General features: G+C 69.5%; 25 protein-coding genes, 1 tRNA gene and 1 other RNA gene. 10 read left to right on the top strand and 17 right to left on the bottom strand.

The window, feature by feature from the left end; translation table 11 throughout:
• Positions 1 to 44: 44 nt before the first annotated feature.
• The 5 genes from fabF to aceE form a co-directional block, all read right to left on the bottom strand.
• The gene (gene fabF / locus EWV39_RS08695) at positions 45 to 1313 is read right to left on the bottom strand and encodes a beta-ketoacyl-ACP synthase II (protein WP_129658674.1); all 1269 of its coding nucleotides are present in this window, start codon (positions 1311 to 1313) and stop codon (positions 45 to 47) included.
• 153 nt (positions 1314 to 1466) lie between these two features.
• The gene (locus tag EWV39_RS08690) at positions 1467 to 1709 is read right to left on the bottom strand and encodes an acyl carrier protein (RefSeq protein WP_129658672.1); all 243 of its coding nucleotides are present in this window, start codon (positions 1707 to 1709) and stop codon (positions 1467 to 1469) included.
• A 190-nt stretch (positions 1710 to 1899) separates the two neighbouring features.
• On the bottom strand, positions 1900 to 2928 hold the full coding sequence (locus EWV39_RS08685) for a beta-ketoacyl-ACP synthase III (protein ID WP_129658670.1): 1029 nt from the start codon (positions 2926 to 2928) through the stop codon (positions 1900 to 1902).
• Positions 2929 to 2964: 36 nt separating this feature from the next.
• Entirely contained in the window at positions 2965 to 3867 is a 903-nt protein-coding gene (locus tag EWV39_RS08680; protein WP_129658668.1) for an ACP S-malonyltransferase, read from the bottom strand.
• Between the two features lie 99 nt (positions 3868 to 3966).
• A complete protein-coding gene (gene aceE, locus EWV39_RS08675) occupies positions 3967 to 6708 on the bottom strand; it encodes a pyruvate dehydrogenase (acetyl-transferring), homodimeric type (RefSeq protein WP_129658666.1) in 2742 nt (913 codons plus the stop codon).
• 330 nt (positions 6709 to 7038) lie between these two features.
• On the opposite strand from aceE, the gene EWV39_RS08670 reads away from it, so the two are divergent.
• The 6 genes from EWV39_RS08670 to gndA all read left to right on the top strand — a co-directional run bounded on the left by EWV39_RS08670 (position 7039) and on the right by gndA (position 12139).
• Entirely contained in the window at positions 7039 to 7452 is a 414-nt protein-coding gene (locus EWV39_RS08670; protein WP_129658664.1) for a DUF3052 domain-containing protein, read from the top strand.
• Positions 7453 to 7597: 145 nt separating this feature from the next.
• Positions 7598 to 7673: transfer RNA gene (locus tag EWV39_RS08665), tRNA-Val, on the top strand.
• A 130-nt stretch (positions 7674 to 7803) separates the two neighbouring features.
• Complete coding sequence (locus EWV39_RS08660) at positions 7804 to 8499, top strand: hypothetical protein (RefSeq protein ID WP_129658662.1); 696 nt, start codon at positions 7804 to 7806, stop codon at positions 8497 to 8499.
• 274 nt (positions 8500 to 8773) lie between these two features.
• Positions 8774 to 9421 (top strand): MarR family winged helix-turn-helix transcriptional regulator, encoded by a 648-nt coding sequence (locus EWV39_RS08655; RefSeq protein WP_129658660.1) that lies wholly within the window; start codon positions 8774 to 8776, stop codon positions 9419 to 9421.
• 174 nt (positions 9422 to 9595) lie between these two features.
• Positions 9596 to 10492 (top strand): tyrosine-protein phosphatase, encoded by an 897-nt coding sequence (locus EWV39_RS08650; RefSeq protein ID WP_129658658.1) that lies wholly within the window; start codon positions 9596 to 9598, stop codon positions 10490 to 10492.
• Positions 10493 to 10609: 117 nt separating this feature from the next.
• Positions 10610 to 12139 (top strand): NADP-dependent phosphogluconate dehydrogenase, encoded by a 1530-nt coding sequence (gene gndA, locus EWV39_RS08645; protein WP_129658656.1) that lies wholly within the window; start codon positions 10610 to 10612, stop codon positions 12137 to 12139.
• Between the two features lie 115 nt (positions 12140 to 12254).
• Here the strand turns inward: gndA and epsC are convergent, their stop codons facing one another.
• The 5 genes from epsC to msrA form a co-directional block, all read right to left on the bottom strand.
• Entirely contained in the window at positions 12255 to 12839 is a 585-nt protein-coding gene (epsC, locus tag EWV39_RS08640; RefSeq protein WP_129658654.1) for a serine O-acetyltransferase EpsC, read from the bottom strand.
• Positions 12840 to 13019: 180 nt separating this feature from the next.
• Entirely contained in the window at positions 13020 to 13790 is a 771-nt protein-coding gene (gene ddaH, locus EWV39_RS08635) for a dimethylargininase (RefSeq protein ID WP_129658652.1), read from the bottom strand.
• Between the two features lie 59 nt (positions 13791 to 13849).
• Positions 13850 to 15289 carry an APC family permease gene (locus EWV39_RS08630; protein ID WP_238148190.1) on the bottom strand — a complete coding sequence of 480 codons (1440 nt, stop codon included), beginning with the start codon at positions 15287 to 15289 and terminating at the stop codon, positions 13850 to 13852.
• A 276-nt stretch (positions 15290 to 15565) separates the two neighbouring features.
• Positions 15566 to 16501 (bottom strand): cysteine synthase A, encoded by a 936-nt coding sequence (gene cysK, locus EWV39_RS08625; RefSeq protein ID WP_129658650.1) that lies wholly within the window; start codon positions 16499 to 16501, stop codon positions 15566 to 15568.
• 227 nt (positions 16502 to 16728) lie between these two features.
• Positions 16729 to 17253: a peptide-methionine (S)-S-oxide reductase MsrA gene (gene msrA, locus EWV39_RS08620; RefSeq protein ID WP_129658648.1), complete on the bottom strand. Its 525-nt coding sequence runs from the start codon at positions 17251 to 17253 to the stop codon at positions 16729 to 16731.
• 199 nt (positions 17254 to 17452) lie between these two features.
• Between msrA and EWV39_RS08615 the strand changes: the two genes are divergently transcribed.
• Positions 17453 to 18349, top strand: coding sequence for a Nif3-like dinuclear metal center hexameric protein (locus EWV39_RS08615; RefSeq protein ID WP_129658646.1), 897 nt, complete (start codon positions 17453 to 17455; stop codon positions 18347 to 18349).
• A gap of 139 nt (positions 18350 to 18488) precedes the next feature.
• Here EWV39_RS08615 and EWV39_RS08605 read toward each other — a convergent pair whose 3' ends face one another.
• The 6 genes from EWV39_RS08605 to EWV39_RS08580 form a co-directional block, all read right to left on the bottom strand.
• Positions 18489 to 19403 carry an EamA family transporter gene (locus EWV39_RS08605; protein ID WP_129658644.1) on the bottom strand — a complete coding sequence of 305 codons (915 nt, stop codon included), beginning with the start codon at positions 19401 to 19403 and terminating at the stop codon, positions 18489 to 18491.
• 205 nt (positions 19404 to 19608) lie between these two features.
• Positions 19609 to 19794 carry a hypothetical protein gene (locus EWV39_RS08600; protein ID WP_129658642.1) on the bottom strand — a complete coding sequence of 62 codons (186 nt, stop codon included), beginning with the start codon at positions 19792 to 19794 and terminating at the stop codon, positions 19609 to 19611.
• 426 nt (positions 19795 to 20220) lie between these two features.
• Positions 20221 to 20847, bottom strand: a complete 627-nt coding sequence (locus EWV39_RS08595) for a class I SAM-dependent methyltransferase (protein WP_129658640.1) — start codon at positions 20845 to 20847, stop codon at positions 20221 to 20223.
• Between the two features lie 410 nt (positions 20848 to 21257).
• Positions 21258 to 21440, bottom strand: a complete 183-nt coding sequence (locus EWV39_RS08590; protein WP_129658638.1) for a hypothetical protein — start codon at positions 21438 to 21440, stop codon at positions 21258 to 21260.
• A 468-nt stretch (positions 21441 to 21908) separates the two neighbouring features.
• Entirely contained in the window at positions 21909 to 22136 is a 228-nt protein-coding gene (locus EWV39_RS08585) for a hypothetical protein (RefSeq protein ID WP_129658636.1), read from the bottom strand.
• A gap of 34 nt (positions 22137 to 22170) precedes the next feature.
• Entirely contained in the window at positions 22171 to 22887 is a 717-nt protein-coding gene (locus EWV39_RS08580) for a nucleotidyltransferase family protein (protein ID WP_165313238.1), read from the bottom strand.
• Positions 22888 to 23319: 432 nt separating this feature from the next.
• On the opposite strand from EWV39_RS08580, the gene EWV39_RS08575 reads away from it, so the two are divergent.
• On the top strand, positions 23320 to 23679 hold the full coding sequence (locus EWV39_RS08575) for a terminase small subunit (protein WP_129658632.1): 360 nt from the start codon (positions 23320 to 23322) through the stop codon (positions 23677 to 23679).
• Entirely contained in the window at positions 23676 to 24209 is a 534-nt protein-coding gene (locus EWV39_RS08570; protein ID WP_129658630.1) for a hypothetical protein, read from the top strand. Before EWV39_RS08575 ends, EWV39_RS08570 begins: the two co-directional genes overlap by 4 nt.
• A 53-nt stretch (positions 24210 to 24262) precedes the next feature.
• Here the strand turns inward: EWV39_RS08570 and rnpB are convergent.
• Positions 24263 to 24634, bottom strand: an RNA gene (gene rnpB / locus EWV39_RS08565) — RNase P RNA component class A.
• A gap of 30 nt (positions 24635 to 24664) precedes the next feature.
• Between rnpB and EWV39_RS08560 the strand changes: the two genes are divergently transcribed.
• A complete protein-coding gene (locus EWV39_RS08560; protein ID WP_129658628.1) occupies positions 24665 to 25426 on the top strand; it encodes a YaaA family protein in 762 nt (253 codons plus the stop codon).
• Positions 25427 to 25434 lie beyond the last annotated feature (8 nt).

Genomic DNA, 25434 nt, shown 5'->3' with positions numbered 1-25434 from the left:
CCTCGCGGAGGAGGCGACGGACGCCGGTGTGAGCCGGTGCCCCGCTAGGAGACGCTGCGGAAGGCCGCCACGGCGTTGTGCCCGCCGAAGCCGAAGGAGTTGGACACCGCCACGATCTGCCCCGAGGGGAGGTCACGGGCCTCGGTCACGACGTCGAGGTCGATCTTCGGGTCCTTGTTCTCCAGGTTGATGGTGGCCGGCGCCTTGTGGTCGTGGACCGCCAGCACCGTCATGACCGACTCGATCGCGCCGGCCGCGCCGAGCAGGTGGCCGGTCATCGACTTGGTCGCGGAGACCGCGATGTCGTCGGTCGCGTCGCCGAAGGCGCGGCGCAGCGCCGTCGCCTCCGGGATGTCGCCCACCGGCGTCGAGGTCGCGTGGGCGTTGACGTGCACCACGTCCCGGGCCGCGAAGTCGCCGGACTCCATGGCCTCGCGGAGGGACCGGGCAGCGCCCTCGCCCTCGTTGTCCGGGGCGGTGATGTGGAAGGCGTCGGAGGAGACGCCGGTGCCGGCGAGCTCCGCGTAGATCCGCGCGCCGCGGGCCTTGGCGTGCTCCTCGGACTCCAGGACCAGGGCGGCGGCGCCCTCGCCCATCACGAAGCCGTCGCGGTCGAGGTCGTAGGGGCGGGAGGCCCGCTCCGGCTCGTCGTTGCGGGTCGAGAGGGCCTGCATGCGGGCGAAGGCCGCGAGCGGCAGCGGGTGGATCGAGGCCTCGGTGCCGCCGGTGATGACGACGTCGGCCTTGCCCGAGCGGATCAGCTCCAGCCCGATGTGGATCGACTCCGTCCCCGAGGCGCACGCCGAGACCACGGTCTGCGCCGCGGCGCGGGCCTTGTGGTTCAGGGCGATCGCGGCCGCCGAGCCGTTGGGCATGAGCATGGGCACGGTCATCGGCATGACGCGCCGGGGCCCGCGCTCGCGCAGGGTGTCCCAGCTGTCCAGCAGGGTCCAGACCCCGCCGATGCCGGTCGCGTAGGAGACGCCGACGCGCTCGGGGTCCAGCTCCTCGCTGTCCTCGGCGTCCTCGCCGCTGAAGCCGGCGTCCTTCCAGGCCTGGCGGGCGCTGTGCACCGCGTACTGGCCCGAGGGGTCCAGGCGCTTGGCCTCCACGCGGGTGATGAACTCGGACTCGCTGACGGGATGGCTGATCCGGCCGGCGATGTAGACGGGCAGGTCGTACTCGGCGACCCACTCGTCGGTCAGCGCCTTGACGCCCGAGACCCCCTGCAGGGCGTTCTGCCACATCTGATCGGCGCTGCTGCCGATGGGGGAGATGGCACCGAGTCCGGTGACTACGACTGTGCGACTCATCTTCGAAAGTTCCTTCTCGTCTCCACGCCACGCGCGGAACGCAACTTGCCCACGCTGCCGGGCCCGGGTGCCGGGTCAGGCGTCGAGGCGGGATGGACGGGTGGAGAGTGCGGGGCGCGGCGCCGGCCTCGGCGCCGCGCCCGGCGGGGAGAACTAGGAGGCGTTCTCGATGAAGGAGACGGCGTCGCCCACGGTCTTGAGGTTCTTGACCTCTTCGTCCGGGATGGTGACGCCGAACTTCTCCTCGGCGTTGACCACGATCGTCATCATCGAGATCGAGTCGATGTCGAGGTCCTCGGTGAAGGACTTCTCGAGCTGGACGTCGGCGGTCTCGACGCCGGTCTCCTCGTTGACGATCTCGGCCAGGCCGGCGAGGATTTCGTTCTGATCTGCCATGGTTACTCCTTTGATATGGGATCACGGGCCGCGTGGGCGTCCCGTGGGATCTCGCGCCCCCTCGGCGGGGCCGGCGTCGAACGCCTGCGCGTGAAGGGTCGTCCGGACTTGATTTTAGCGGCTCCGCGGACGGAATCAGTACATATCCCGTCAGCCGGGGCCGTGTGCATCAGCGCATCAGCCTACCCGATCAGGGCAGGACGACCACCTGGGCGGCGTAGACCAGGCCCGCGCCGAAGCCGATCTGCAGGGCGGGCCTGCCGGAGAGCTCGGGGTTCTCCTCGAGCAGGCGGTGGGCGGCCAGCGGGACCGAGGCCGCGGAGGTGTTCCCGGCCTCGGCGATGTCGCGGCCGACCATGACCGAATCGGGCAGCTTCAGGGTCTTCACGAGCTGGTCGATGATGCGCATGTTGGCCTGGTGGGGGATGAAGGCCCCCAGGTCCTCGGCGGTGATGCCGGCGGCATCGATCGCCTCCTGGGCCACCTTGGCCATCTGCCAGCCGGCCCAGCGGAAGACGGTGGGGCCGTCCTGGCGCAGCGTCGGCCAGACCTTCTCGCCCTCCTGCACCGGGTCGTTGGCCCAGTCGCGGTTGCGCAGCTCGAGCAGCGAGTGGGTCATGCCCACGGTGTCCCATCGGGAGCCGTCGGAGCCCCACACGGTCGGGGCGATCCCGGGGGTCTCGGAGCGGCCGACGACCACGGCGCCGGCTCCGTCGCCCAGCAGGAAGGAGATGGAGCGCTCGGAGTTGTCGATGAAGTCGGAGAGCTTCTCCACGCCGACGACGAGCACGTTGCGGGCCGCGCCGGAGCGGACCAGGGCGTCGGCCTGTGCGACGCCGTAGCAGTACCCGGCGCATGCGGCCGAGATGTCGTAGGCGGGGGCGGGGGTCGCGCCGACGGCGTCGGCGACCTGGGCCGCCATCGACGGGGTGGCGTAGGGGTGGCTGACGGTCGCGACGATCACGCCGTCGATCTCCTCGGCCCCGATCCCGGCGCGCTCGATCGCCTCCCGGGAGGCGCCCACGGCGAGATCGAGGGCGCTGGTGTCCTCGCCGGCGCGATGCCGGGTGCTGATGCCCGTCCGGGTGCGGATCCACTCGTCGGAGGAGTCGATCCACTGGCACACGTCCTCGTTGGTGACCACGACGTCGGGGCGCGCGGCCCCGAAGGAGAGGATCTTCGAGTAGTGCTCTACGGGTGAGGTGTTGAGAGTGACCACGGGGTTCTTACCTGTCTGGGAGGGTGCGTCCGGGATTCAGAGGCTGGAGAGCTCGTCGAGCTGCTCGGGCGTCGCGAGCGCGACGGCCGGGACGCCCTTCATGCCGCGCTTCGCCAGCCCGGCGAGGGTCCCCGCCGGGGTCAGCTCGACGAGGCCTGCGACGTCGTCCTCCAGCATGGTCTGCATGCACAGGTCCCAGCGCACCGGGCGGGTCACCTGGTCCACGAGGCTCTGCAGGGCGGCGGCGCCGGAGGTCACCGGCTTGCCGTCGCGGTTGGAGAGCAGGGTGCTGACCGGCTCGGAGGGGCTCAGCCCCTCGGCGGTCTCCTGCAGGGGGCCGACGGCGGGGCGCATGTGCGCGGTGTGGAAGGCCCCCGCGACCTTCAGCGGGATCACCCGGGTCTTGGGCGGAGGGTTCTGCCCGAAGGCCTCGAGCTCGGCCAGGGTCCCGGCGGCGACGATCTGGCCGGCGCCGTTGGCGTTGGCGGGCGTCAGGCCGGCCTCCTCGATGGCGGCGCGGACCTCGTCCTCCTTGCCGCCGAGCACGGCGGCCATGCCGGTGGGCTCGGCCGCGGCGGCCGCGGCCATGCCGTCGGCGCGGACCTTGATGAAGCGCATGGCGTCCTCGGCGCTGAGGACGCCGGCCAGCGCGCTGGCGGTGATCTCGCCGACCGAGTGGCCGGCCCACAGGATCTCGGCGTCGCCCAGGCGCTCGTGCACCAGCTCGCCGACGGCGATGCCGGCCGCGACGATCAGCGGCTGCGCGATCGCGGTGTCCTTGATGGTCTCCTCGTCGGCCTCGGTCCCGTAGTGGATGAGGTCGAGGTCGACGGCGTCGCCCAGGGTCCGGAGCCGGTCGGCGACGCCGTCCAGCTCGAGCCACGGTGCGAGGAAGCCTGGTTTTTGAGAGCCCTGTCCCGGGCAGAGAATTGCAAGCACGAGCTACAGCTTTCCAGAAAAGAGGGGGTCAGTCACATTCACACGGTACGACTGTGGCCGGAACCTCAGGGTCCCGGCCACAGTCACAGCGGGGTTCGGCTAGGCGTCGCCGCCCGAGTTGCCGCTGGTCCCGGCGTTGACGTCGAGGAGGTCGTACTTCTCGATCGCCTGCGCCGGGGCGTCCTTGTCGACCTTGCCGCGGGCGGCCAGCATCTCTAGGGCGCGGACCACGATCGAGTGCGAGTCGATGTGGAAGAACCGGCGGGCGCCGGCGCGGGTGTCGGAGAAGCCGAATCCGTCGGCGCCGAGGCTCGCGAAGTCGTTCGGCACGTACTGGCGGATCTGGTCCGGCACCTCCGAGGCGAAGTCGGAGGCGGCCACGACCGGCCCCTCGGCGCCCTTCAGCTGCTGGGCCACGAAGGGCGCGCGCGGCTCGTCGCCGGGGTTGAGCATGGCCTCGCGCTCGGCGGCCATGCCGTCGCGGCGCAGCTCGTTCCAGGAGGTCACGGACCAGACGTCCGCGGCCACGCCCCACTCCTCGGCGAGGATCTCCTGGGCCTCGAGGGCCCACGGGACGCCCACGCCGGAGGCGAGCAGCTGTGCCTTGGGGCCGCTGTTCTCCGCCGTCTTGACGCGGTGGATGCCCTTGACGATGCCCTCGACGTCGACGTCCTCCGGCTCGGCCGGCTGGACGATCGGCTCGTTATACACCGTGAGGTAGTACATGACGTTGTGGTCCTCGTCGCCGGTCCCGTACATGTGCTCGAGGCCGCGCTTGACGATGTGCCCGAGCTCGTAGCCGTAGGCGGCGTCGTAGTGGATGACGGCGGGGTTGGTCGCGGCCAGGACAGGGGAATGCCCGTCCATGTGCTGCAGGCCCTCGCCGGTCAGCGTCGTGCGCCCGGCGGTGGCGCCGATGATGAAGCCGCGGCTCAGCTGGTCGGCGGCGGCCCAGAAGGCGTCGCCGGTGCGCTGGAAGCCGAACATCGAGTAGAAGATGTAGACCGGGATCATCGGCACGCCGTGGGTCGAGTACGAGGAGCCGACGGCGGTGAACGCCGCGGTCGCCCCGGCCTCGTTGATGCCCACGTGCAGCAGCTGGCCCTGCTCGGACTCCTTGTAGGCGAGCATGAGCTCGCGGTCCACCGAGAGGTAGTTCTGCCCGTTCGGGTTGTAGATCTTCGACGTCGGGAAGAAGGAGTCCATGCCGAAGGTGCGGGCCTCGTCGGGGATGATCGGCACGATGTGCTTGCCGAACTCCTTGTCCCGCATGAGGTCCTTGAGCAGGCGGACGAAGGCCATGGTGGTGGCCGCCATCTGCTTGCCGGAGCCCTTCTTGGCGCTGGCGTAGGCCTTGTCGTCCGGCAGGGCCAGCTCGCGCTGGGAGCCGTCGCGGTAGGGCACGAAGCCGCCGAGCTCGCGGCGGCGCTCGAGCATGTACTTGATCTCCGGGGAGTCCTCGCCCGGGTGGTAGTACGGCGCGCCGTAGAGGTCGCTCTCCAGCTGCTCGTCGCTGATCGGGATGCGCAGGCGGTCGCGGAAGACCTTGAGGTCGTCCAGCGTCAGCTTCTTCATCTGGTGGGTCGCGTTGCGGCCCTCGAAGTGGGTGCCGAGGCCGTAGCCCTTGATGCTCTGGGCGAGGATCACGGTCGGGCGGCCCTTGGTCTCCATCGCGGCCTTGTAGGCAGCGTAGACCTTGCGGTAGTCGTGGGCGCCGCGCTTGAGCGACCAGATCTCGTCGTCGCTCATGTCCGCGACCAGTTCCTTGGTCTCGGGGGAGCGGCCGAAGAAGTGCTCGCGCACGAAGGCGCCGTTCTCGGCCTTGTAGGTCTGGTAGTCGCCGTCGAGCGTCTCGTTCATGACCCGGACGAGCTCGCCGTTCTTGTCCTTCTCCAGCAGGTCGTCCCACTCGCGGCCCCAGAGGACCTTGATGACGTGCCAGCCGGCGCCGCGGAAGAACGCCTCGAGCTCCTGGATGATCTTGCCGTTGCCGCGGACGGGTCCGTCCAGGCGCTGCAGGTTGCAGTTGACGACGAAGGTCAGGTTGTCCAGCTTGTCGTTGGCGGCCAGCTGGAGGGCGCCGCGCGACTCCGGCTCGTCCATCTCGCCGTCGCCCAGGAAGGCCCAGACGTGCTGCTGAGAGGTGTCCTTGATGCCGCGATTGTGCAGGTACTTGTTGAACTGCGCCTGGTGGATCGCGTTGAGCGGCCCGATGCCCATGGAGACCGTGGGGAACTGCCAGAAGTCCTCCTTGCACCGCGGGTGCGGGTAGGAGGGCAGGCCGTTCTCGCCCTTGGTCTTCTCCTGACGGAAGCCGTCGAGCTGATCCTCGGTCAGGCGGCCCTCGAGGTAGGCCCGGGCGTAGTTGCCGGGGGAGGAGTGGCCCTGGAAGAAGACCTGGTCGCCGCCGCCGGGGTGGTCCTGGCCGCGGAAGAAGTGGTTGAGGCCGATCTCGTAGAGGGTGGCCACGCCGGCGTAGCTCGAGATGTGACCGCCGACGCCGATCTCCGGTCGCTGGGCCCGGTGGACCATCACGGCGGCGTTCCAGCGCAGGAAGGCGCGGTAGCGGCGCTCGATCTCCTCGTCGCCCGGGAAGTCGGGCTCCTGGTCGACCGGGATGGTGTTGACGTAGTCGGTGGTGGTCACGGTGGGGACCTGGACGCTCTTGGCGCCGGCACGCTGAAGAAGGCGGCGGATGATGTACTGAGCGCGTTCGCTGCCCTGGGTCTGCACCAGGTCATCGAACGCTTCGATCCACTCGGCCGTCTCTTCGTGGTCCTGATCCGCCAGCCCACGGGTGAGGGTGCTGAGGATGTGGTCATTCGTCTCTGAGGGAGCCACGTTTAACCTCTCTGTGTCGATGTGAGAAGAAGCTCCCACCCGGTGGGGTGGTTGAGGTGCTCGACGTCGGGTCACCTTGGCTTCGTCCCTATGGTGTCACACGCACGCGGGCGAATGCGGCGCGCACGTTGATAAGTCGGGAGTGAGGCGGTTGTCACCGCCGCCCGTCACGAAGATTACAATGGGTGGGTGGGATCACATAGAAGTGGTCACTACTTGATACTGTGCTGAATCCGGTGTTGGCTGGAGGCAGCGCAGGATGTGACCTTCCAGTCATCCGGCCGGAGCCCGGAGAATGTCCGGGATCATCGACCTTCAGGAGGAACGTACGTGAACGAGACCAAGACCGCCGGCACCCGCGCGGCAGTCCTACTTGGTTTCAAGGATGAGGACCTCATCCAGGAATTGGGCTACGACGAGGATGTCGACTTCGACCTTCGCGAGGACCTGGAGGACTTCACCGGCGGCGAGCTCCTGGACGAGGAAGATCAGGAGGTCGTCGACGCCGTGCTGCTGTGGTGGCGCGACGGGGACGGGGACCTCGTGGACGCCCTGGTCGACTCCCTGACCACCCTGGACGAGAAGGGCGTGGTCTGGGTGCTGACCCCGAAGGCCGGCCGCGAGGGCCACGTGCCCCCGGCCGACCTCCAGGAGGCGGCGCCGACCGCGGGCCTCAAGCTCACCACCACCGCGGCGGTCTCCTCGGAGTGGGCCGCCACGCGCCTGGTGACCACCAAATTCTGACGACGCCGTCCGTGCCCTCCACCGGTGTGTCCGACGACACATCGCGGGGGTGCCCCGTGCGTCCTGGGCGCCGAGGGGTTTCATGTACTGTGATCTCTCGGATCGGGTGCTGGCCGCTGCGCAAGTAGCCCACCCGGCCGCCCAAGGGTCTTTAGCTCAGCTGGTAGAGCGCCACGTTTACACCGTGGATGTCATCGGTTCGATCCCGGTAGGACCCACCACCGCAGCGCCGCCCGCGCAGAGCCCGGGCCGGGCGCGCGAGTCCCGGCGTCGGCCCCCCGGCGGACGGCGGGTTCCCCGCTGACGAGAGCAGGTGCGCCGCACCTTCCGGCGCCCGGAAGGGCCGGCGCGATGTCCGCAGACGCATCTGGACCTGAATCCTCCCGCGAGCCCGAGGGGGCCGGCCGGGCCTTCGTCCTCACCTCCGTCGGCGCGGGCGTGCTGTTCCTCCTGCTCCGCGTGCTGGCCGTCTCCGGCTGGGACTGGCACACCGCCTTCGCCCTCACCCACACCGTCAACTTCGACGACGCGATCAGCATCGCGCTCGGGACCCTCATGGCCAACGAAGTGGCCACCGGCGTCCTGCTGATCTGGCTGCTGCCGGTCTCGGTGATCGGGGCACTCTGGCCCTTCGGAGGCGGACGCCGAACCTCCAGCGCCCTGCTGCTCGCCGCGACCATGGCCGCCGCCACCGTCGCCCTGGTCTCCACGGAGCACGCGTGGTGGGTGCTCTCCGGGGCGGTCGTGATCGCGATGCTGATGGTCCTCGCCCGGCTGTTCTGGCACCACGGCCCCGTGCACCGGGTGACCGAGGTCGCGGTGCGCCGCATCGGCCTGACCGCGCTGCTGGCCGCGCTCGTGCTCGCGGCCCTCGTCCGGACCCCCTGGGTGCCGCTGGAGCGGATCGAGACGGGCGACGACGTCGTCCTCGGCTACGTGGTGGACAGCGAGCCCGGCTTCCACAAGGTCCTGACCGACGACGAGCGCGAGCTGCTGATCCTCTCCGACGCCGAGGTGGACCGCCGCGAGGAGCTCCCTCCGGCCTGAGAGTCGCGGAGCATCTGAGACCCGCGTCGTCCTCCGGCGGCACGCCTCGCTCCGCGGGGGGGGGATCCGGCTCGATCCGTTCCCCACCCGGGCCCTGCGCCGGCTTCCGGCGCCGAGCCGGCACTTCATGCGGCCATCATGCGGACCCGCCCGGGGCGTGAGCCGGGCGTCCCTATGCCCCTTCCCGCGAAAAGTAGGTAGGTGCCTGTTGATATAAGTAGGAACCTGAGCATAATAGGAAGGTGCCTACTTAAAGCTACGGAGGGAGCAGGACATGTTCGGAGCAGCGGAACACGATGAGGACCCGGGCGGAGGCCGCCCGGGCCGGGAACCGGAGGCCGCGGGGGACGACGAGTCCCGCCTGAGCGCCCGCCTCTGGTACCTCCTGATGCTGTTGCGCCGCGGCGACGCGGAGCTGCGCCACGGGGAGCGCCGGGCCGGCGGGTTCCAGGGCCAGGGGCGGGTGCTCCGCCTGCTGGCGCTGCATTCCCCGATCGCCCAGAAGGAGCTCGCCTACCTGCTCGGGATCCGCTCCCAGTCGCTGGCCGAGCAGATCGGCAAGCTGGAGGAGGCGGGGCTGGTCGAGCGGCGGCCGAACCCGGAGGATCGCCGCAGCAGCCTGGTCGAGCTGACCGCCCGGGGCCGCGAGACCGTCGAGGAGGAGGGGAAGCAGACCGAGGTGGATCCCTTCTCGGTCCTCGACGAGGAGGAGCAGCGGCAGCTGACCGAACTGCTGGACCGCGTCATCGAGGGGATGGAGGAGCGCCTCCCCGAGGGCCCCGATCCCCGGATGCGGATGTTCAAGCAGCGGGCCTTCGGCCTCGGCGGGGGAATGCCCGAGCGCGGCTTCCCCGGCTTCGGTTCCGGCATGCGCGGCGGCTTCGGCCCCGGCATGCGGGGGAGGTGGGGCGGGAGGCCCTGACCTCACGCGGGGCGCCGTGCCCGCGGAGCAGGGTCCCACCGGTACCGCTTCCCGATAGAGTGTGGGCAACCGCGCGCCGCCGGGCCGAGAGGCCATCCCGCCCCTCGGCCCCGCCGCGCGCCACGGCACGTCCCGGGAGCGCGCCAGCGGCCCGGGCGATGGAAGGGAGAACGCATGAGCCCGCACGAACCGTCCTCGCCGTCCGAGGGCCCGCAGGGGAGCGCCCGCGCCGCGGGAGCCGCCGGCCGTCCCGGTGGACGGCTCCCGGAGATCGCCACCCTCCCCAACCTCCGGGACCTGGGCGGGCACCGCACGGCCGACGGCGGCAGGCTGCGCCCCGGCCTCCTCTACCGCTCCGTGGACCTCAGCCGCCTCGACGACGTCGGCCTCCGCGCCCTCGCCGACCTGGGCATCCGCACCGTCTACGACCTGCGCACCGCCCAGGAGTGCGCCGTCCGCCCCGATCGGCTGCCCCGCGGGGCCCGGCGGGTCGAGCTCGACGTCCTGGCCGACGCCGAGGACGACGCCCCGGCCCAGCTCCCCGCGATCCTCGAGGACCCGGCCCGGGCCGAGGAGGTCTTCGGCGGCGGGAGGACCGAGCGGCGCTTCGAGACGGCCTACCGCGGCATCGTCTCCCTGCCGAGCGCCCGCCGGTCCTACCAGGCGCTCTTCCGGGGCCTCGCCGAGGCGGCGGGGGAGCCGGCGCTGTTCCACTGCACCACCGGCAAGGACCGGACCGGATGGGCGGCGGCGTCGCTGCTGCTGGTGCTGGGGGTGGACCACGACGACGTCGTCGACGACTACCTGAGGACCAACCGCGACCTCCTCCCCGCCCTGCGCCCGCTCTTCGACCGCTTCGCCCGGGCCGGCGGCGACCCGGACCTGCTCGTGCCTGCCCTGGGGGTCAAGGAGCAGTACCTGGAGACCGCGCTGGACGAGGCGCGCTCCCGCTACGGCGGCGTCGCCGGCTACTTCCGGGACGGCCTGGGGCTGGCGGAGGAGGAGCTGGAGGCGCTGCGGGAGGTGCTCGTCGAGACCGCGCCCTCCTCCTCGGAGGCCGCGGCCGGCTGACGACGCCGGGGGCTGCGGAGTCCCGCCTCGCCGGACGCGCCGCCCCGCCTAGCCGGACGCGCCGCCCCGGTGTCTCAGTGCTCCCGAGGAGACGGGCGTTGCGCGTAGGCTATGAGCATGGCTGTAGATACCTCATCCTCTGAAAAGTCCGGCAAGGCGCAGATCGGGGTCACCGGGCTCGCCGTCATGGGAGCCAACCTCGCGCGCAACCTCGCACGCAACGGCTACACCGTGGCACTGCACAACCGCTCCATCGGCAAGACCGACGAGCTGCTCGCCAAGCACGGCGACGACGGCGACTTCATCCGCACCGAGACCATGCAGGAGCTGGTGGACTCGCTCGAGTCCCCGCGCCGCATCCTGGTGATGGTCAAGGCCGGCGCCCCCGTCGACGCGGTCATCGAGTCGCTCATCCCGCTCCTCGACGAGGACGACATCATCATCGACGGCGGCAATTCCTACTTCAAGGACACCATCCGCCGCGAGAAGGAGTGCGCCGAGCACAACCTCCACTTCGTGGGCGTGGGCGTCTCCGGCGGCGAGGAGGGCGCGCTCAACGGCCCCTCGATCATGCCCGGCGGCTCCGAGCAGTCCTACGAGTCCGTGGGTCCTATGCTCGAGAAGATCTCCGCCAAGGCCGACGACGGCAGCCCCTGCTGCGCGTGGATCGACACCGACGGCGCGGGCCACTTCGTCAAGATGGTCCACAACGGCATCGAGTACGCCGACATGCAGGTCATCGGCGAGGCCTACGACCTGCTGCGCTCGGTGGCCGGCGTCGAGCCCGCCGAGCAGGCCGAGATCTTCCGCTCGTGGAACGACACCGACCTCAGCTCCTACCTCATCGAGATCACCGCCGAGGTGCTTTCGCAGGTGGACGAGAAGACGGGCAAGCCGCTCGTGGACGTCGTCGTGGACCAGGCCGGGCAGAAGGGCACCGGGCGCTGGACCGTGCAGTCGGCGCTGGACCTCGGCTCGCCGGTCTCCGGGATCGCCGAGTCGGTGTTCGCCCGCGCGCTGTCCTCCTCGGACCCCGCCGCGCGCGAGCAGGCGCAGCAGGAGCTCGGCGGCGGGCTGATCGCCTCGACCGGCGTCGCCCACGCCGACCCCGAGTTCGTGGAGGACGTGCGCCGCGCGCTCTACGCCTCGAAGCTCGTCTCCTACGCCCAGGGCCTGGACATGCTGGGCTCCGCCGGCGAGGAGTTCGGCTGGGACCTGAAGCTGGACACCATCGCCTCCCTGTGGCGCGCCGGGTGCATCATCCGGGCCGAGCTGCTCGGCGAGATCATGGAGGCCTACAAGGGCGGGAACGCGCCGGTGAACATGCTGCTCGCCCCCGGCTTCCGCAAGGTCATGGAGGAGCTCGTGCCCTCGTGGCGCCGGGTGGTCGTGAAGGCCACCGCGCTCGGGATCCCCGTGCCGGTCTTCGCCTCCTCGCTGTCCTACTACGACGGCCTGCGCCGGGACCGCCTGCCGGCCGCCCTGATCCAGGGCCAGCGGGACTTCTTCGGCGCCCACACCTACCACCGCGTGGACGAGGAGGGCACCTTCCACACGCTGTGGTCGGAGGACCGCTCCGAGGTGCGCACCGACGGCGACATCGCGCCCGAGCCGGTGGACCGCGTCAACAAGGAGCCCTCCAAGTAGGCTCCCGGGACTCGCCCACGACGACGGGGCGCCGTCCGCCGGCCGTGAGGCCCCGGCGGGCGGCGCCCCGTCGTCTTCTCCGCGTACCGGGTCCCTCAGCCGCGTCGGGGACCCTTCAGATCCACATCGCCGGATCGATGTAGGTCACCGGGTCCACCAGCGGCGCGGTCTTCTCGGGGGTGCGAGGGCGCGCGGTGGCGGGGATCCCGGTGATGATGGACGACGGCGGGGCGTCCCGCACCACCACCGCGTTGGCACCCACCGCGGACCCCGCGCCGATGGTGATGGGCCCGAGGACCTTGGCGCCCGCCCCGACCGTGACGCCGTCGCCGATGGTCGGGTGGCGCTTGACCTTCTCGAGGGAGCGGCCGCCCAGGGTCACGCCGTGGTAGAGCATGACGTCCTCGCCGATCTCGGCGGTCTCGCCGATGACGACGCCCATGCCGTGGTCGATGAAGAAGCGGCGACCGATGGTCGCGCCGGGGTGGATCTCGATCCCGGTCAGCAGCCGGCCCGCCTGGGAGACGGAGCGGGCGAGCGAGCGCAGCCCGTCGCGGCGCCACATGCGGTGCGCCAGGCGGTGGATCCAGATGGCATGGAGCCCCGAGTAGTTGACGAGGATCTCCACGTCGCCCCGGGCGGCCGGGTCATGGGTGCGGGCGGTGTCGAGATCTTCTCGCAGTCTGCTCAGGAAACTCACGTCTCATGCTTTCGTCGATGGTGTGTGGATGCGGACGAGCCCGGATTCCCTGCTGCGGGATCCTGCTAGGAGAACAGCCGGGGGTGACGGGGTATTCCCCCTCCCCACGGCCCTCGGACACGACGACGCCGGCCCGGTCCCCGGGGTCTCCCGGGCCGCCGGGCCGGCGTCGTGATCGGCTCAGACCAGGTTCCGGAGACGGACCGAGAGGCAGGTCGGGCAGCCCTCGAGCTTCTCGAACTCGGAGATCGCGACCTCGGTGACCCGGTAGCCCATCTCCCTCAGCATCTCGGCGGTCCGGGGAGCGGAGGCGGAGATCAGCAGCTCGGTCTCGCTGAGGCACACGACGGCGGTGCCGCGCGGCTCCGGGACGGCCAGGAAGCGGTCGTAGATCGCCGGGTTCTCCACGAACTCCGGGTAGCCGATGACGGTGCCGTCGGGCAGCGCGGTCACGGCGGTCTTCAGATGCAGGACCCTGCGGTTCGGAACGGCCACCACGCGAGCGCCCAGCGGGGTCAGGATCGAGCGGAGCTGGGCGATGCCTTCGGCATTGGTGCGGTCCCCGCGGCCCACGTACACGGTGTCCCCGACCTTCAGGACGTCCCCGCCGTCGAGCGTCCCGGGGGCCTTGATCGCGTTGATCGAGCAGCCCAGGTCCTCCAGCGCGCGGCGCGTGCCCTCGGTCTCGGGCTTGCGCTCGTCGGCGCCGGGGCGGGTGAGCACGGCGACGTTGCGGAACATCACGACGCTGTCCTCGACGAACACCGCGTCGGGGCAGTCGTCCGCGGCCTCGACCTCGACGGTGCTCCAGCCGTGCTCCTCCAGGGCCCGGACGTAGCCCTCCCACTGCTGACGTGCGGCGTCCAGGTCGACGGCGACCTTCTCGATGTTCTCGACGATCCCGGAGTCGAGCTGGGGACCGGGGCGGCGGACGAGGGCGATGGTTGACATGGGTGCAGACCTTTCGTGGTGGCTGATGGGTTGGGAACTGTGGGCCGGGGTCGGCGCGGTCAGAGGGTCGCGAGCTCCGAGTGCCGGCGGCTCCAGGCGAAGTAGAAGACGAGCGCGACGACGACCCAGGCGGCGAAGGCGGTCAGGGTGACCCCGCTCAGCCCGGAGACGAGGTAGGCGCACGCGGCGACCGTGAGGATCGGCGTGACGGGATAGCCGGGGACCCTGAAGCCGCGGTCCAGGTCGGGGGCGGTTCGGCGCAGGACCACGACGCCCACCGCGACCAGGCCGAAGGCCGTCAGGGTGCCGATGCTGGTCAGGTCGGCGAGGATGCCGATGGGCAGCAGGCCCGCCAGGATCGCGACGCCGGCCCCCACCGTCAGGGTGTTGAACACCGGGACCGAGCGGCGTGCGCTGACCCGGGCGAAGCGGCGCGAGACGAGACCGTCCCGGCCCATCGTGAAGAGGATGCGCGTCTGACCGTACAGGCAGATCAGGGTCACGGAGAAGATCGAGATGACGGCGCCCACCGCCAGCAGCGTGCCCGGCCAGGAGGAGCCCACGAGGTTCTGGACGATGGTCGCCAGGCTCGCGGTTTGCCCGGAGAACTCGGTCCACTGCTGGGCGCCGAGGGCGGCCAGGGCGACCAGGACGTACACCCCGGTCACGATGAGCAGGGCGAAGACGAGGGCGCGGGGGATCGTGCGGCGCGGATCCTTCACCTCGTCGCCGGCCGTGGCGATCGCATCGAGGCCGATAAAGGAGAAGAACAGCGATCCGGCGGCGATCGAGATGCCCGAGATCCCGGCGGGCGCGAAGTCCTGGAAGTGGTCGGCGCGGAAGCCGGTGAGGGCGATGCCGGCGAAGAGCACGAGCACCCCCACCTTGATGAGGACCATGATCGAGTTCGCCAGCGCCGATTCCCGCGCCCCGCGCAGCAGCAGGAACACGCACAGGCCGACCAGGACCACGGCGGGGAGGTTGATGACCCCGCCGGCCTCGGGCGCGGCGGAGAGCGCCGCCGGCAGGCTCCAGCCCACGAGGTTCTGCAGCAGCAGGTTGAGGTACTCGGACCACCCCACGGCGACCGCCGCGGCGGAGACCCCGTACTCCAGGATCAGGCAGGCGCCGACGACGAACGCCATGAGCTCGCCCATGGTGGCGTAGGTGTAGGAGTACGAGGAGCCCGAGGAGGGCATGGTCGAGGCGAGCTCGGCGTAGCACAGCACGGTCAGCCCGGCCACGGCCGCGGCGAGCAGGAAGGAGACGAGCACCGCCGGCCCCGCCTCAGGCACGGCCTCGGAGAGGATGAAGAAGATGCCGGTGCCGATGGTCCCGCCGACGCCGACCAGGGTCAGCTGGAGGGTCGAGAGGGACCGCTTGAGCTTGGGCCGGTGCTCCCCGCGGGCCGGGACCTGGGCGATGGAGATCGGGGTCCCGACGTCGTGCACGCCCTCCGGCATCCGCCGTCTGAACAGCTGCTGGGTCAGGGGGCTCATGGGGCGGCTCCTTCGCGTCACTCGCGGCACCTCGCCGACGTCGTGACGCCGAAGCGACCTCGCCCACCGACGGTCGTGATGATGTACGTCACCTTAGGGGGAGCCGCCGCGGCGGGCCAAACCGACGTCCACGAGATGACACCGGGCCGCGCAGCACGACGGCGCCCGGGCCGGAAGGCCTGCGGGCGCCGTCGAACCGCGGTGCCGGGTCCTCGAGGCCGCATCCCGAAAGGCCCACCGAAGGACGGAGGGGGAGCGGCTCCTGGCGGTGGGCTGCTAGCCGCGGATGTCCTCGAACAGGACGGTGGAGATGTAGCGCTCGCCGAAGTCGCACGCGATGGTGACGATCAGCTTGCCCTCGTTCTCCGACTTCTTGGCCTCCTCCAGCGCGGCCCAGACGTTGGCGCCGGTGGAGATGCCGCCGAGGATGCCCTCGCGGGCTCCCAGCTCGCGGGCCACGCGCACGGCGTCGTCCAGGCCCACGTCGGTCACCGAATCGTAGATGTCGCGGTCCAGGGTCTCCGGGACGAAGTTCGCGCCGAGGCCCTGGATCTTGTGCGGGCCGGCCTTGCCCTCGGTGAGCAGCGGGGAGTCAGCGGGCTCGACCGCCACGATCCGCAGGTCGGACTTCTGCTCGCGCAGGTACTTGCCGCCGCCCGAGATGGTGCCGCCGGTGCCGATGCCGACGACGAGCACGTCGACCTCGCCGTCCGTGGCGTCCCAGATCTCGGGGCCGGTGGTCTCGTAGTGGACCTTGGGGTTGGCCTCGTTGGCGAACTGGCGGGCCAGGACCGCGTTCTCGGTGGTGTCGACGATCTCCTGGGCCTTGTCGACGGCGCCGCGCATGCCCTCGGCGCCCGGGGTCAGGACGATCTCGGCCCCGTAGGCGCGCAGCATCACGCGACGCTCGGTGGACATGGTCTCCGGCATGGTCAGGATGACCTTGTATCCGCGGGCCGCGCCCACCATGGCCAGCGCGATGCCGGTGTTGCCCGAGGTCCCCTCGACGATGGTGCCGCCGGGCTTCAGCGCGCCGGCCTCCTCGGCGGCGTCGATGATCGCCTTGCCGATGCGGTCCTTGACGGAGTTGGCCGGGTTGTAGAACTCGAGCTTCACGGCGACGTTGCCGGGCAGATCCTTGTCGAGTTCGTTGAGGCGCACGAGCGGGGTGTCCCCGATGGCCTCGGTGATGTTGCTGAGAATCTTCGCCATGGTCGGCCTTTCTACGGATCGCGGCTGGGACCGGGCCGGTGGAGGGCCCGGGCACTCTCCTCCCACCGTAGTCGGGGGAGGGCGCCGGGCTCAGCTTCCGGCCACATACTGTAACAATTACGGGAAGGTTGCGCCGTGTGTCGCGGCGGCTTGCCGGGGCGTCCGGGGAGGGCGGGCCGGAGCGTCCTGCTCCGGCCGCTCGGCCGGTCCCGGCCCGCCCCTCCTCGTCATGCCGAGAGCCACGCGCTGAAGTGCTCGCGCGCCTTCCGCAGCTTCGGGTCGATGATCACCTGGCAGTAGCCGTTGTACGGGTTGGTCCGCTCGAAGTCCTGGTGGACCTCCTCGGCGCGGTAGAAGGTGCCCAGCGGCTCCAGCGTCGTGACGATCGGCCGCTCGTACAGGCGCTGCGCCCGGGCGATCTCGCGCTCGAAGAACTCCTTCTCCTCCTCGTCGCGGTAGAAGAGGGCGGAGCGGTACTGGGTGCCGATGTCGTAGCCCTGCCGGTTCAGGCTCGTCGGGTCGTGGGTCGTGAAGAACATGTCCATGATGACCTCGGGCGGCACCTGCTCGTCGTCGAACACGACGCGGATCGCCTCGGCGTGCCCGGTCCGCCCGGAGCACACCTGCTCGTAGTCGGGGTCCTCGGTGTGCCCGCCGGTGTAGCCCGCGACGGAGGAGAGGACCCCCTCCGTGCGCTGGTACACGGCGTCGAGGCACCAGAAACATCCTGCGGCAACGGTGAATTCTCGCATGAGTTCATCCTTCACCCCCGGGCGGGGCGCGTACAGGAGCTTTCGCTCATGGGGGAGCGGGGCCGTGCCGCGGGCCGGCGCCGCGCGGGGCCGGCGGAACCGCGCTCCTGCCCTGTCTGCGCCCGGCGTACCCGTGATCCGCACCGTCCGAGCCCGACGGGAACCGCCCCGCGGACCGCTCGCCTCGTAGACTGGCCCCATGACCCACCCCACGATCGACGACGTCGTCCGCGCCGCCCACGAGCTCTGGCCCCTGGGGCTGCAGGAGCCCTGGGACGCCAGCGGGCTGATCTGCGGCCGGGGCTCCCGCCCGGTCCCCGCCATCCTCTTCGCCGTGGACGCCGTGGCGGCCACGGCCGAGGAGGCGGTGGAGCGCGGCGCGGGCCTGCTGCTCACCCACCACCCCCTGCTGCTGCGCGGGGCCAAGTTCCTGCCGGACAGCAGCGACAAGGGCGCGGTGATCCACAAGCTCATCGAGAACCGGGTCGGTCTGCTGGCCGCCCACACCAACGCCGACAGCGCGGTGGGGGGCGTCTCGGACGCGCTGATCCGGGCGTGCGGGGTCGAGGACGCGGAGCCGCTGGTGGACGCCGGCGAGCCGACCGGGATCGGCCGCGTGGGCGAGCTGCCGGAGCCGCTGCCGCTGGAGGAGCTCGCGCGCAGGCTCTCGGACGTGCTGCTGCCGACGGCGGGCGGGCTGCGGGTCGCCGGGCCGCGGGACGGCGTCGTGCGTCGGGTGGCGGTCTGCGGCGGGGCGGGGGACTCCCTGTTCGACGCCGTCCGCGAGTCCCGCGCGGACGTCTACGTCACCGCCGACCTGCGCCACCACCCCGCCTCGGAGGCCCGCGAGCGGGCGCTGCTGCAGGGCGGGAGGCCGTACCTGATCGACTGCTCGCACTTCGCCAGCGAGCAGCTGTGGCTTGAGGCGGCCGCCGCCGAGCTGCGCGGCGTCCTGGCGGCCCGAGGCTTCGAGGTCGAGACGATGCTCAGCCGCCTCAACACCGACCCGTGGGACTTCGTGGTGCGGCCCGAGGCGCACCCGGGCTCGGCCAGCACGGACGCCCTCGCGGCGGAGTATCCGGGCCAGCGGGGCTGAGCTCCGGCGGGTTCCGACGGGCCCGACGGCCTCGATGGTCCCGAACGTCCCTGGCGGCCCGACGGCCCCCACGGCTTCGAGGGCTCGACGGCCGTGAGAGCCCCGACGGCCGTGAGGGTCTCGAGGCTCGGGAGGGGTCTCAGAGCCCGATCAGCGCGACGCCGCCCACCACTACCAGCGCCCCCAGCAGCCGCTGGACCGGCGCCGACTCCTTGAAGACCAGCCACGCCAGCAGCGTCCCGATGACGATGCTGGTCTCCCGCAGCGGCGCGACGAGCGAGACCGGCTGGGTCTGCATCGCGATCAGCACGAGCACGTAGGCGGCGGGGGAGAGCACCGTGATCGCCGCGATCGGCCACACGTTGCGCCTCAGCGTCGTGCCGGCCTGCGCCCACCGGCCGCGGTTCATGCCGCAGGTCATGAGGATCGCCTGGTAGACGCTGGACATCGCGAAGTAGGAGATCGGCAGCTGGCCCAGCGCGGTGACCGAGTGGTCGTCCCACAGGGTGTAGCCGGCGATGAACAGCCCGGTCGCGGAGCCCCAGCCGAGGCCGGCCAGCAGCCTGCGGCGGGCCTGACGGCCGTGGTGCGCGACGTCGTGCCCGGCGGCCGGGACGGTGAGCCGCGTGGTCGGCGCCGCGGCCACCACGATGCCCGTGACGATCAGCAGCGCCCCGCCGACGGCGAGCCAGCCCGGCCGCTCGCCGAGCAGCAGGATCGCCACCAGCATGGTGATCACGGGTCCGGTCCCGCGGGCGGTGGGGTAGACGGTGCCCAGCGGCGCCCGCTCGTAGCCGGTCTGCAGGGTGAGGTTGTACCCCATGTGGAGGGCGGCCGAGATCGCCGGCGCCCACCACAGCGCCGCGCCGTAGTGGGCCAGGCCGCCGGAGCGGATCACCTCCGCCGCGCCGAGCGGCACCATCACGACGCCGGTCAGCAGCGCGTACCACCACACGAACACGTAGGCCTCGCCCCGCTTGGCCTTCGCCGCGAGGTTCCACGTCGCGTGGAACACCGCGGCGAGCATGACCATGAGGAGGGTGGGGGCGGGCATCCCACGAGTCTATGCCCGTGGTGAGCGGCGGCTGGGGAAGGCGGTCCGTGACGACGCCGGAGCCGGGGGGTCTGGACTGGGGAGCCTCGGACCTGGGAATCCTGGGCAGGGCAGCCCCAGGCCTGAGAACTGCCGGACCTGGGTCCTGACGAGGGCCACCGGCCCTGGACCGTCGCGTACCATCCCCGCCCGATCGCCTCCCGCATCAGTCGGGTCGATCCCTGGCACGGTTCCTCCTCGCGGTCTCGAAGCCCGCCAGGTCGAGGACGGCGATGGCGAACAGGGTGAGGACGCTCCACGCGGGCCATCCGGCGAGGAGCCCGATGGCGCCGCAGGTCAGGCAGGCGACGAGGCAGACGAGGAGAGCGGTTTGGCTTCCGTTGAGTTTCATGGTTCCTCCTGGGATAATGGAAAGGACCCTGGGGGCCGGGATATCGGCCCGACCCCCTGGCTCCTGGTTAATCTCTGTCGCGGATTTTCTCGACAACCTGGATGGTTGTGAGGGCCGCTCCGGGAAGTGCCAGGAGGACGACAATGATGTTCAGAGTGAGACTCACTGTCGCCTCCTTTCTCGAAGTGCCCCGGCCCGTCCGGGGCACTTCCCTTTAAAGCAGACCCGGCAGGGTGGGTGAGGGCGGGAAGCCTCTCTGCGGATGTCGAGAGTGACGAATCGAGAGCATCCAGGGTATTCGTGCTCTTCGTGGCGGTGCGACCGGCGGAGGGCGATCTGCTGGTCGGCACGACGTCGTCGCCCTCCGCCGCTGGATCGACGCCTCTCCTCCCCGTCCCTTCTCTGGCGGAGAAGCCGGCACGCACGTCATCCGGCGGCAGGGCGGCACACCAGCATCTCGTTCCCACCGCGCTGGAACTCGTAGGGGACCGCCCGCACCTCCGTGGAGACGCCGGCGTGTTCCAGCTTCCGGCGCAGACGGTCGAGCTCGGGATAGGGCGAGGGCTCCGCGGCGGAGAGGAGAGGGAAGATCCGACCCTCCCGAGCCGCGACCCGCCACATCTGCCGGATGGAGCGGAGGTGGAAGTCGTAGGAGAAGAGGGCGGGGTAGGCGAACAGCAGGTGCGAGCAGAGGACGACGTCGACGGCGTCGTCCTCGAAAGGCAGGCCCGGCAGACTGCCCGGGACGTACCCCTCAGGGCGGGTCCGGATGTCGTGCGCGAAGGTCTCGGCCGCGCTCAGGCGCCGTCGCAGGTGGTCATCCGGCGTCTGGTGGAAGGTCCACACGTAGTCATCCGAGTTCCGCCGTACGTAGGCGTCACCCGTGAGGATGTCTGTCCTCATACGGGCTGGATCGGGCGCTTCCCGCCGATACAGGGGATCGCATGCCGTGACGGAGCCGCCCTGCCGGCTCAGCTCCGCCGCGAACGACGATGCGCCGGCCGCGCAGTCCAGGAGGCTCAGGCCGAGCTCCTCCTCGGTGAGACCGAACATGGCGCGGTATTCCTCGAGCGGTCGGGAGGTGACGATCACCTGGTCGAAGCCGTTCGGGCTCTCGCCGGGTGCGTTATGGGATGTCTGTTCGTCCTTCAAAGGAGCCTCCAGGGGTGTTCGGTGCGTACCGACCACTCGGACGGAGGCCCTGACTCGGGTGGGGGAAGAGACGAAGAGCCGCCCGGTGGGCGGCTCGCATGACGTGTCTGAATGCGCGTTGAATGGCCGCCGGCTAGGGCAGCCACCACGTGAACGTCTCAATGCGCATGGGGGAGACCCTAGCGTGAGGAGGGCAGGGGCGTCCATGCGCTTTCCGGGGAGAAGAGCGGACGAACAGCGTCAGCGGACGGATCTCCTTCAGGGAGCTCCGCCTCGACATCTGCCTTCCCCGTCTGCGCGGCCCCGCATATCTAGCTTTTCTTGTCGGTTCCGTCGTCTCGCCCGAAGAATCCGAGGGAGATCCAGGCCAAGGCGACGATGGCCCCTCCCACGGGTGCGTATCCCTGCGGCGGTCCGTCGGAAAACAAGGTGAAGCTGACCCCGAAAAGAATGGTGATGGCCAGTGCGATGAAGGTGAGGTTCTTCCGTTTCATGTGATGATTCTCGCATGGTCGGGAGCGGCATTTTTTGCCGGAGGGGAGTCGTCCTAGAGTCACGAGTTGCGCGAAGGATGTAGATCCGAACCGGGTGAGCCACAAGACGACGTAGATCAGCATGGACGATCTAGCGAAGTATCTGATCCCCGAAGCTGCTACCGGGTAACGACGGTGCCCCGCGTCTCTCCTCGTTGGAGGGGGGAGGCACGGTGCCAGCGGAGCGCTGTAGCGTGGATACGTAAACAACGATGCGTTCGTGCTGGGCCACCTCTACCCGCGCTCCACCCACGCGGAACTGGCCGAAGGCACCAGCAACTATCGGCCCAACCGCCGCGCATGAAACAACGAGTGCAGCAATAAGATGCCCACCGTCGGGCTGAGGACGCTGACCCGCTCGTGGAAGTAGGCACAGATAAGGAATGAACCCTCCCGTCTCATGCCGGCGAGGGCCCATTCAGGTGTCTTCTATACGTTCTGGGCAGTCCTGTCGGCCATGAAGTAGCGCGAATGAGTCTGCTTCAGAGCGTCCAGGGAGCTGCCCATCAAGGCGACGATTTCTACGTCAGGGTCATGATTGGTTCGCTCCTGGGCAAGACGCGCCTTGACTGCGCGCTTGTAGCCATCTTGCTGGCCGAACTCAGTGACCTTCTTCTCGCCAGTGCGGCGATGATACTCGATTACAAAACCAGGCATGTGTGTTCCTCTCGGTCTGGTCAGGCTACACCCTTCAACTGGGCGTCAGCGGGGAGCCGCCAAGCTCGGAGCCGATCTGCCGGAGCGTCGTCTCCATGTTCTCCATCTGCTCTTCATACTGGGACATAAGGTGCTCATGCTGCCGTACCATCTCGGCAAGATCCTTATCAGTATTGGCTTTCATGCCTCGTTGCTCAAGACTGATAAGGGTCACCCCAGAATCCTCAAGCGTTTTGGCCAGGTCTCTAGACAGCGCCTGCATGAGCTCCACGGCATCTGCAACGACTTGTTCTTGAGGAACACTGCCGTAGCGGATGTCGCGGCCGACAACGTCCGCGAGGGCCTCATAAGTGTTGGCCCACCTGCTCTGCACCATCGTTCGGAACTGGATTTCAAACCGCCTCGAACCAGGCGGCTTCACGATCACATGTACCGCTCTGTACCCAGAGTGGTCATCATCGCGCAGATCGCTAACCTCACAGGGGACGCCTATCTGCTCATGGCTCGCCACTACGTGATTCACCAAGGTGTCTTGCTGGATCAGGTTCATCCTGGCTTCTACCCGAGCTCCAGCGACGCCCTGAATGTTTCCGAGCTGGTAGGTGGGCTGACGCTTCAGCTTCTCAGTCAGCGTGTCGACCGTCTTGGGTCGCCCTGTTATGGCGGGAACTTGGCCTTCCAGGAGTCGATGAAGTTCGAGCTTCTCTAGGAAAACTACGGCTTCATATGCGAGTCCTCCATACCATTCCATCACGTCATCATAGTGAGGAGTCTTCCCATCTACGGGCGTTCCAGTGCGTAAGGAATCTCCAAGGTGGCGAAGCTGCCTATTGCTCCAAGGGCAGATGGGGTACGGGTGGCCAGGCATACCACGATTTGCGTCGTTTCCGCTGTTTCCCACGAGCTTCCTCCATGCCATGCCCAACTGTTGCTCACACCAACCATAGCTCCCAGGCGTGTGGTCTAGTCGAAGCCTCTCTGTCAGCTGTTATTCCCCAGATGGGGGCGGGAAATGTCTGAAGACGCTCCGGTCCCGGCTCGCATCCCTCTTTTCCCGGGAGCTACCTCCCCTCGACTGCGAGGCTCTGAGGCGCCTTGACAACCTCCGATATGGCCTCTGTCGGGCCAATAACACTGTCAAGGGATCCTGAGCCCGTACAACCGACCCATGAAGGGAATCAGCATGTCCGATATCGCGCTCCCAGGGGAGGAGTACAAGCAGTCGAGACCCCTCGGGCGCATCTCGGCGGCCCTGGAACGGTCCCTTGAGGCCATGACCTGGCTCTCGGCAGCAGATGAGGCGGCCCAGGCGATCACTCGGCACTACGCGAAGGTCCTCGACGCCGCCGAAGGCTCGGGAGCCTCGGAATTCATGCTCAAGGCCCAGAACTACGGCTCCTATCTCAAGGCACTCCTGAACGATCTGGGCGGCACTCCGCAGGCTCGCGGGGAGTTCTCCAAGGACCAGGAGGAGCAGGACCCGGTGGACGACGTGCTGGGCGATTTCGCGAAGCGTGCGCGTCGGAAGAAGGCGCCGGCATGATCTACGGGCACGAGCGCCCGCGGATCGTCACACCTGAGCAAGTCGATCTGACCCCCGAGACCACGTTGGGGTTCGACTGCATCGCCTTCGCGCTGCACGTTCTCGGCGTGACGCTGAATCCGTGGCAGGAGTACTTCATCAAGCGGGCCCTGGAGATCCTCCCGGACGGCCGGTTCCGCTATCGCACGATGCTTCTCCTCGTCGCCCGGCAGAACGGCAAGTCGCTGGTGATGACCGTCGTCGCGCTGTACATGATGATCGTCTCGGCGCCGGGCGAGCTGGTGCTGGGCACCGCGCAGGACCTCAACACCTCCGAGGGCACGTGGTCGGACGCCGTGGACATGGTCGAGGACGTGCCGGCGCTGGAGCGGAAGATCGACACCGTCGTGAAGACCAACGGCAAGAAGGCGTTGGTCCTGGGGGCAAGTCCAAGTCGAGAGGGCGCTTATCTCGGGGGGATCGGAAGAGCGTCGGGGGGGGGGGGGGGGGGGGGGCAAATGATCACATATAGTCAGCATCAATATATGTAGCCTGCGGAAAATCCCTCCATCCTGTGTAAACACAGCGATGGAGAGGGTTTGAGAGGACGGGCCGGCCGATAAGCCGGGTTCTGTGATGCGCGAGAAAGCTCCCGCGCACCGGCGATCATCCATCTAGCCCCCGGATTGCTCCGGGGGTCGAGCGGCCTACCCGGATGCTGGGGCGAGCAGCCCTCGTGGCGCATCCTGTCTGGCCTTGCTCCGGATGGGGTTTACCGAGCTTCCCGCGTCGCCGCGGGAACTGGTGGTCTCTTACACCACCGTTTCACCCTTACCCGCCGTCACGGCGGGCGGTCTGCTTTCTGTGGCACTCGCCTGCGGGTCACCCCGAGTGGACGTTATCCACCATCCTGCTCTGCGGAGCCCGGACTTTCCTCGAGACGCTCAACACGCCGCGCGATCGCCCAGCCGACCCGTCCAGCGCCCCACTCTACACTGAAGGGGCCATGTTGATTCTGCTCCCGCCCTCCGAATCCAAGACCGCCCCCGACGCCGGTTCCCCCGCCGACCTCCTGGACCTCAGCTTCCCGCAGCTCACCGAGGCCCGCGAGGCCATGCTGGGTCACCTGGCCGACGTCAGCGCCTCCGACGACGCCCTCGACCGCCTCAAGGTCGGCGCGAGCCTGCGCGGGGAGGTCGACCGGAACACCCGCCTGAGCCGAGAGCCCGCCGCCCCCGCGATCAGCGTCTACACTGGCGTGCTCTACGACGCGCTCGGCTACTCCACTCTCAGCGAGGAGGCCAGGGAGCGGGCCGAGGGCAGCGTCGTCATCGTCTCGGCCCTGTGGGGCGCGGTGCGGCCCGCCGACCGCATCCCCGCCTACCGGCTCTCCATGGGAGCCAAGGTGGCGCAGAAGGGGACGCTGGCGAGCTGGTGGAAGGGGGAGCTCTCGCCCGTGCTCGGCGACTACGGCCGGGACCAGCTGATCATCGACTGCCGCTCCTCCAGCTACGCCGCCGCATGGAAGCCCGAGCCCTCCTCCACGGCGGCCATCCGCGTCGAGCGCCTCAAGGACGGCCGTCGCCAGGTCGTCTCCCACATGGCGAAGCACTACCGCGGCGAGGTGGCCCGGTACCTCCTGGAGACCGGGGCCGACCCGGCGACGCCCGAGGAGCTCGCTGAAATCCTTCGATCTCAATGGGAGGTTGAACTCTCTCCGGCGGGTAAGGGGCCCGCTGAGCTGACCATCGTGCTGCGTGAGGACTGAGTCATTCC

The sequence above is a fragment of the Rothia halotolerans genome, assembly GCF_004136635.1.
Classification (GTDB): domain Bacteria; phylum Actinomycetota; class Actinomycetes; order Actinomycetales; family Micrococcaceae; genus Rothia; species Rothia halotolerans.
The sequence above is the reverse complement of the archived record's forward strand: the minus strand, read 5'-3'. Positions and strand labels throughout refer to the sequence as shown.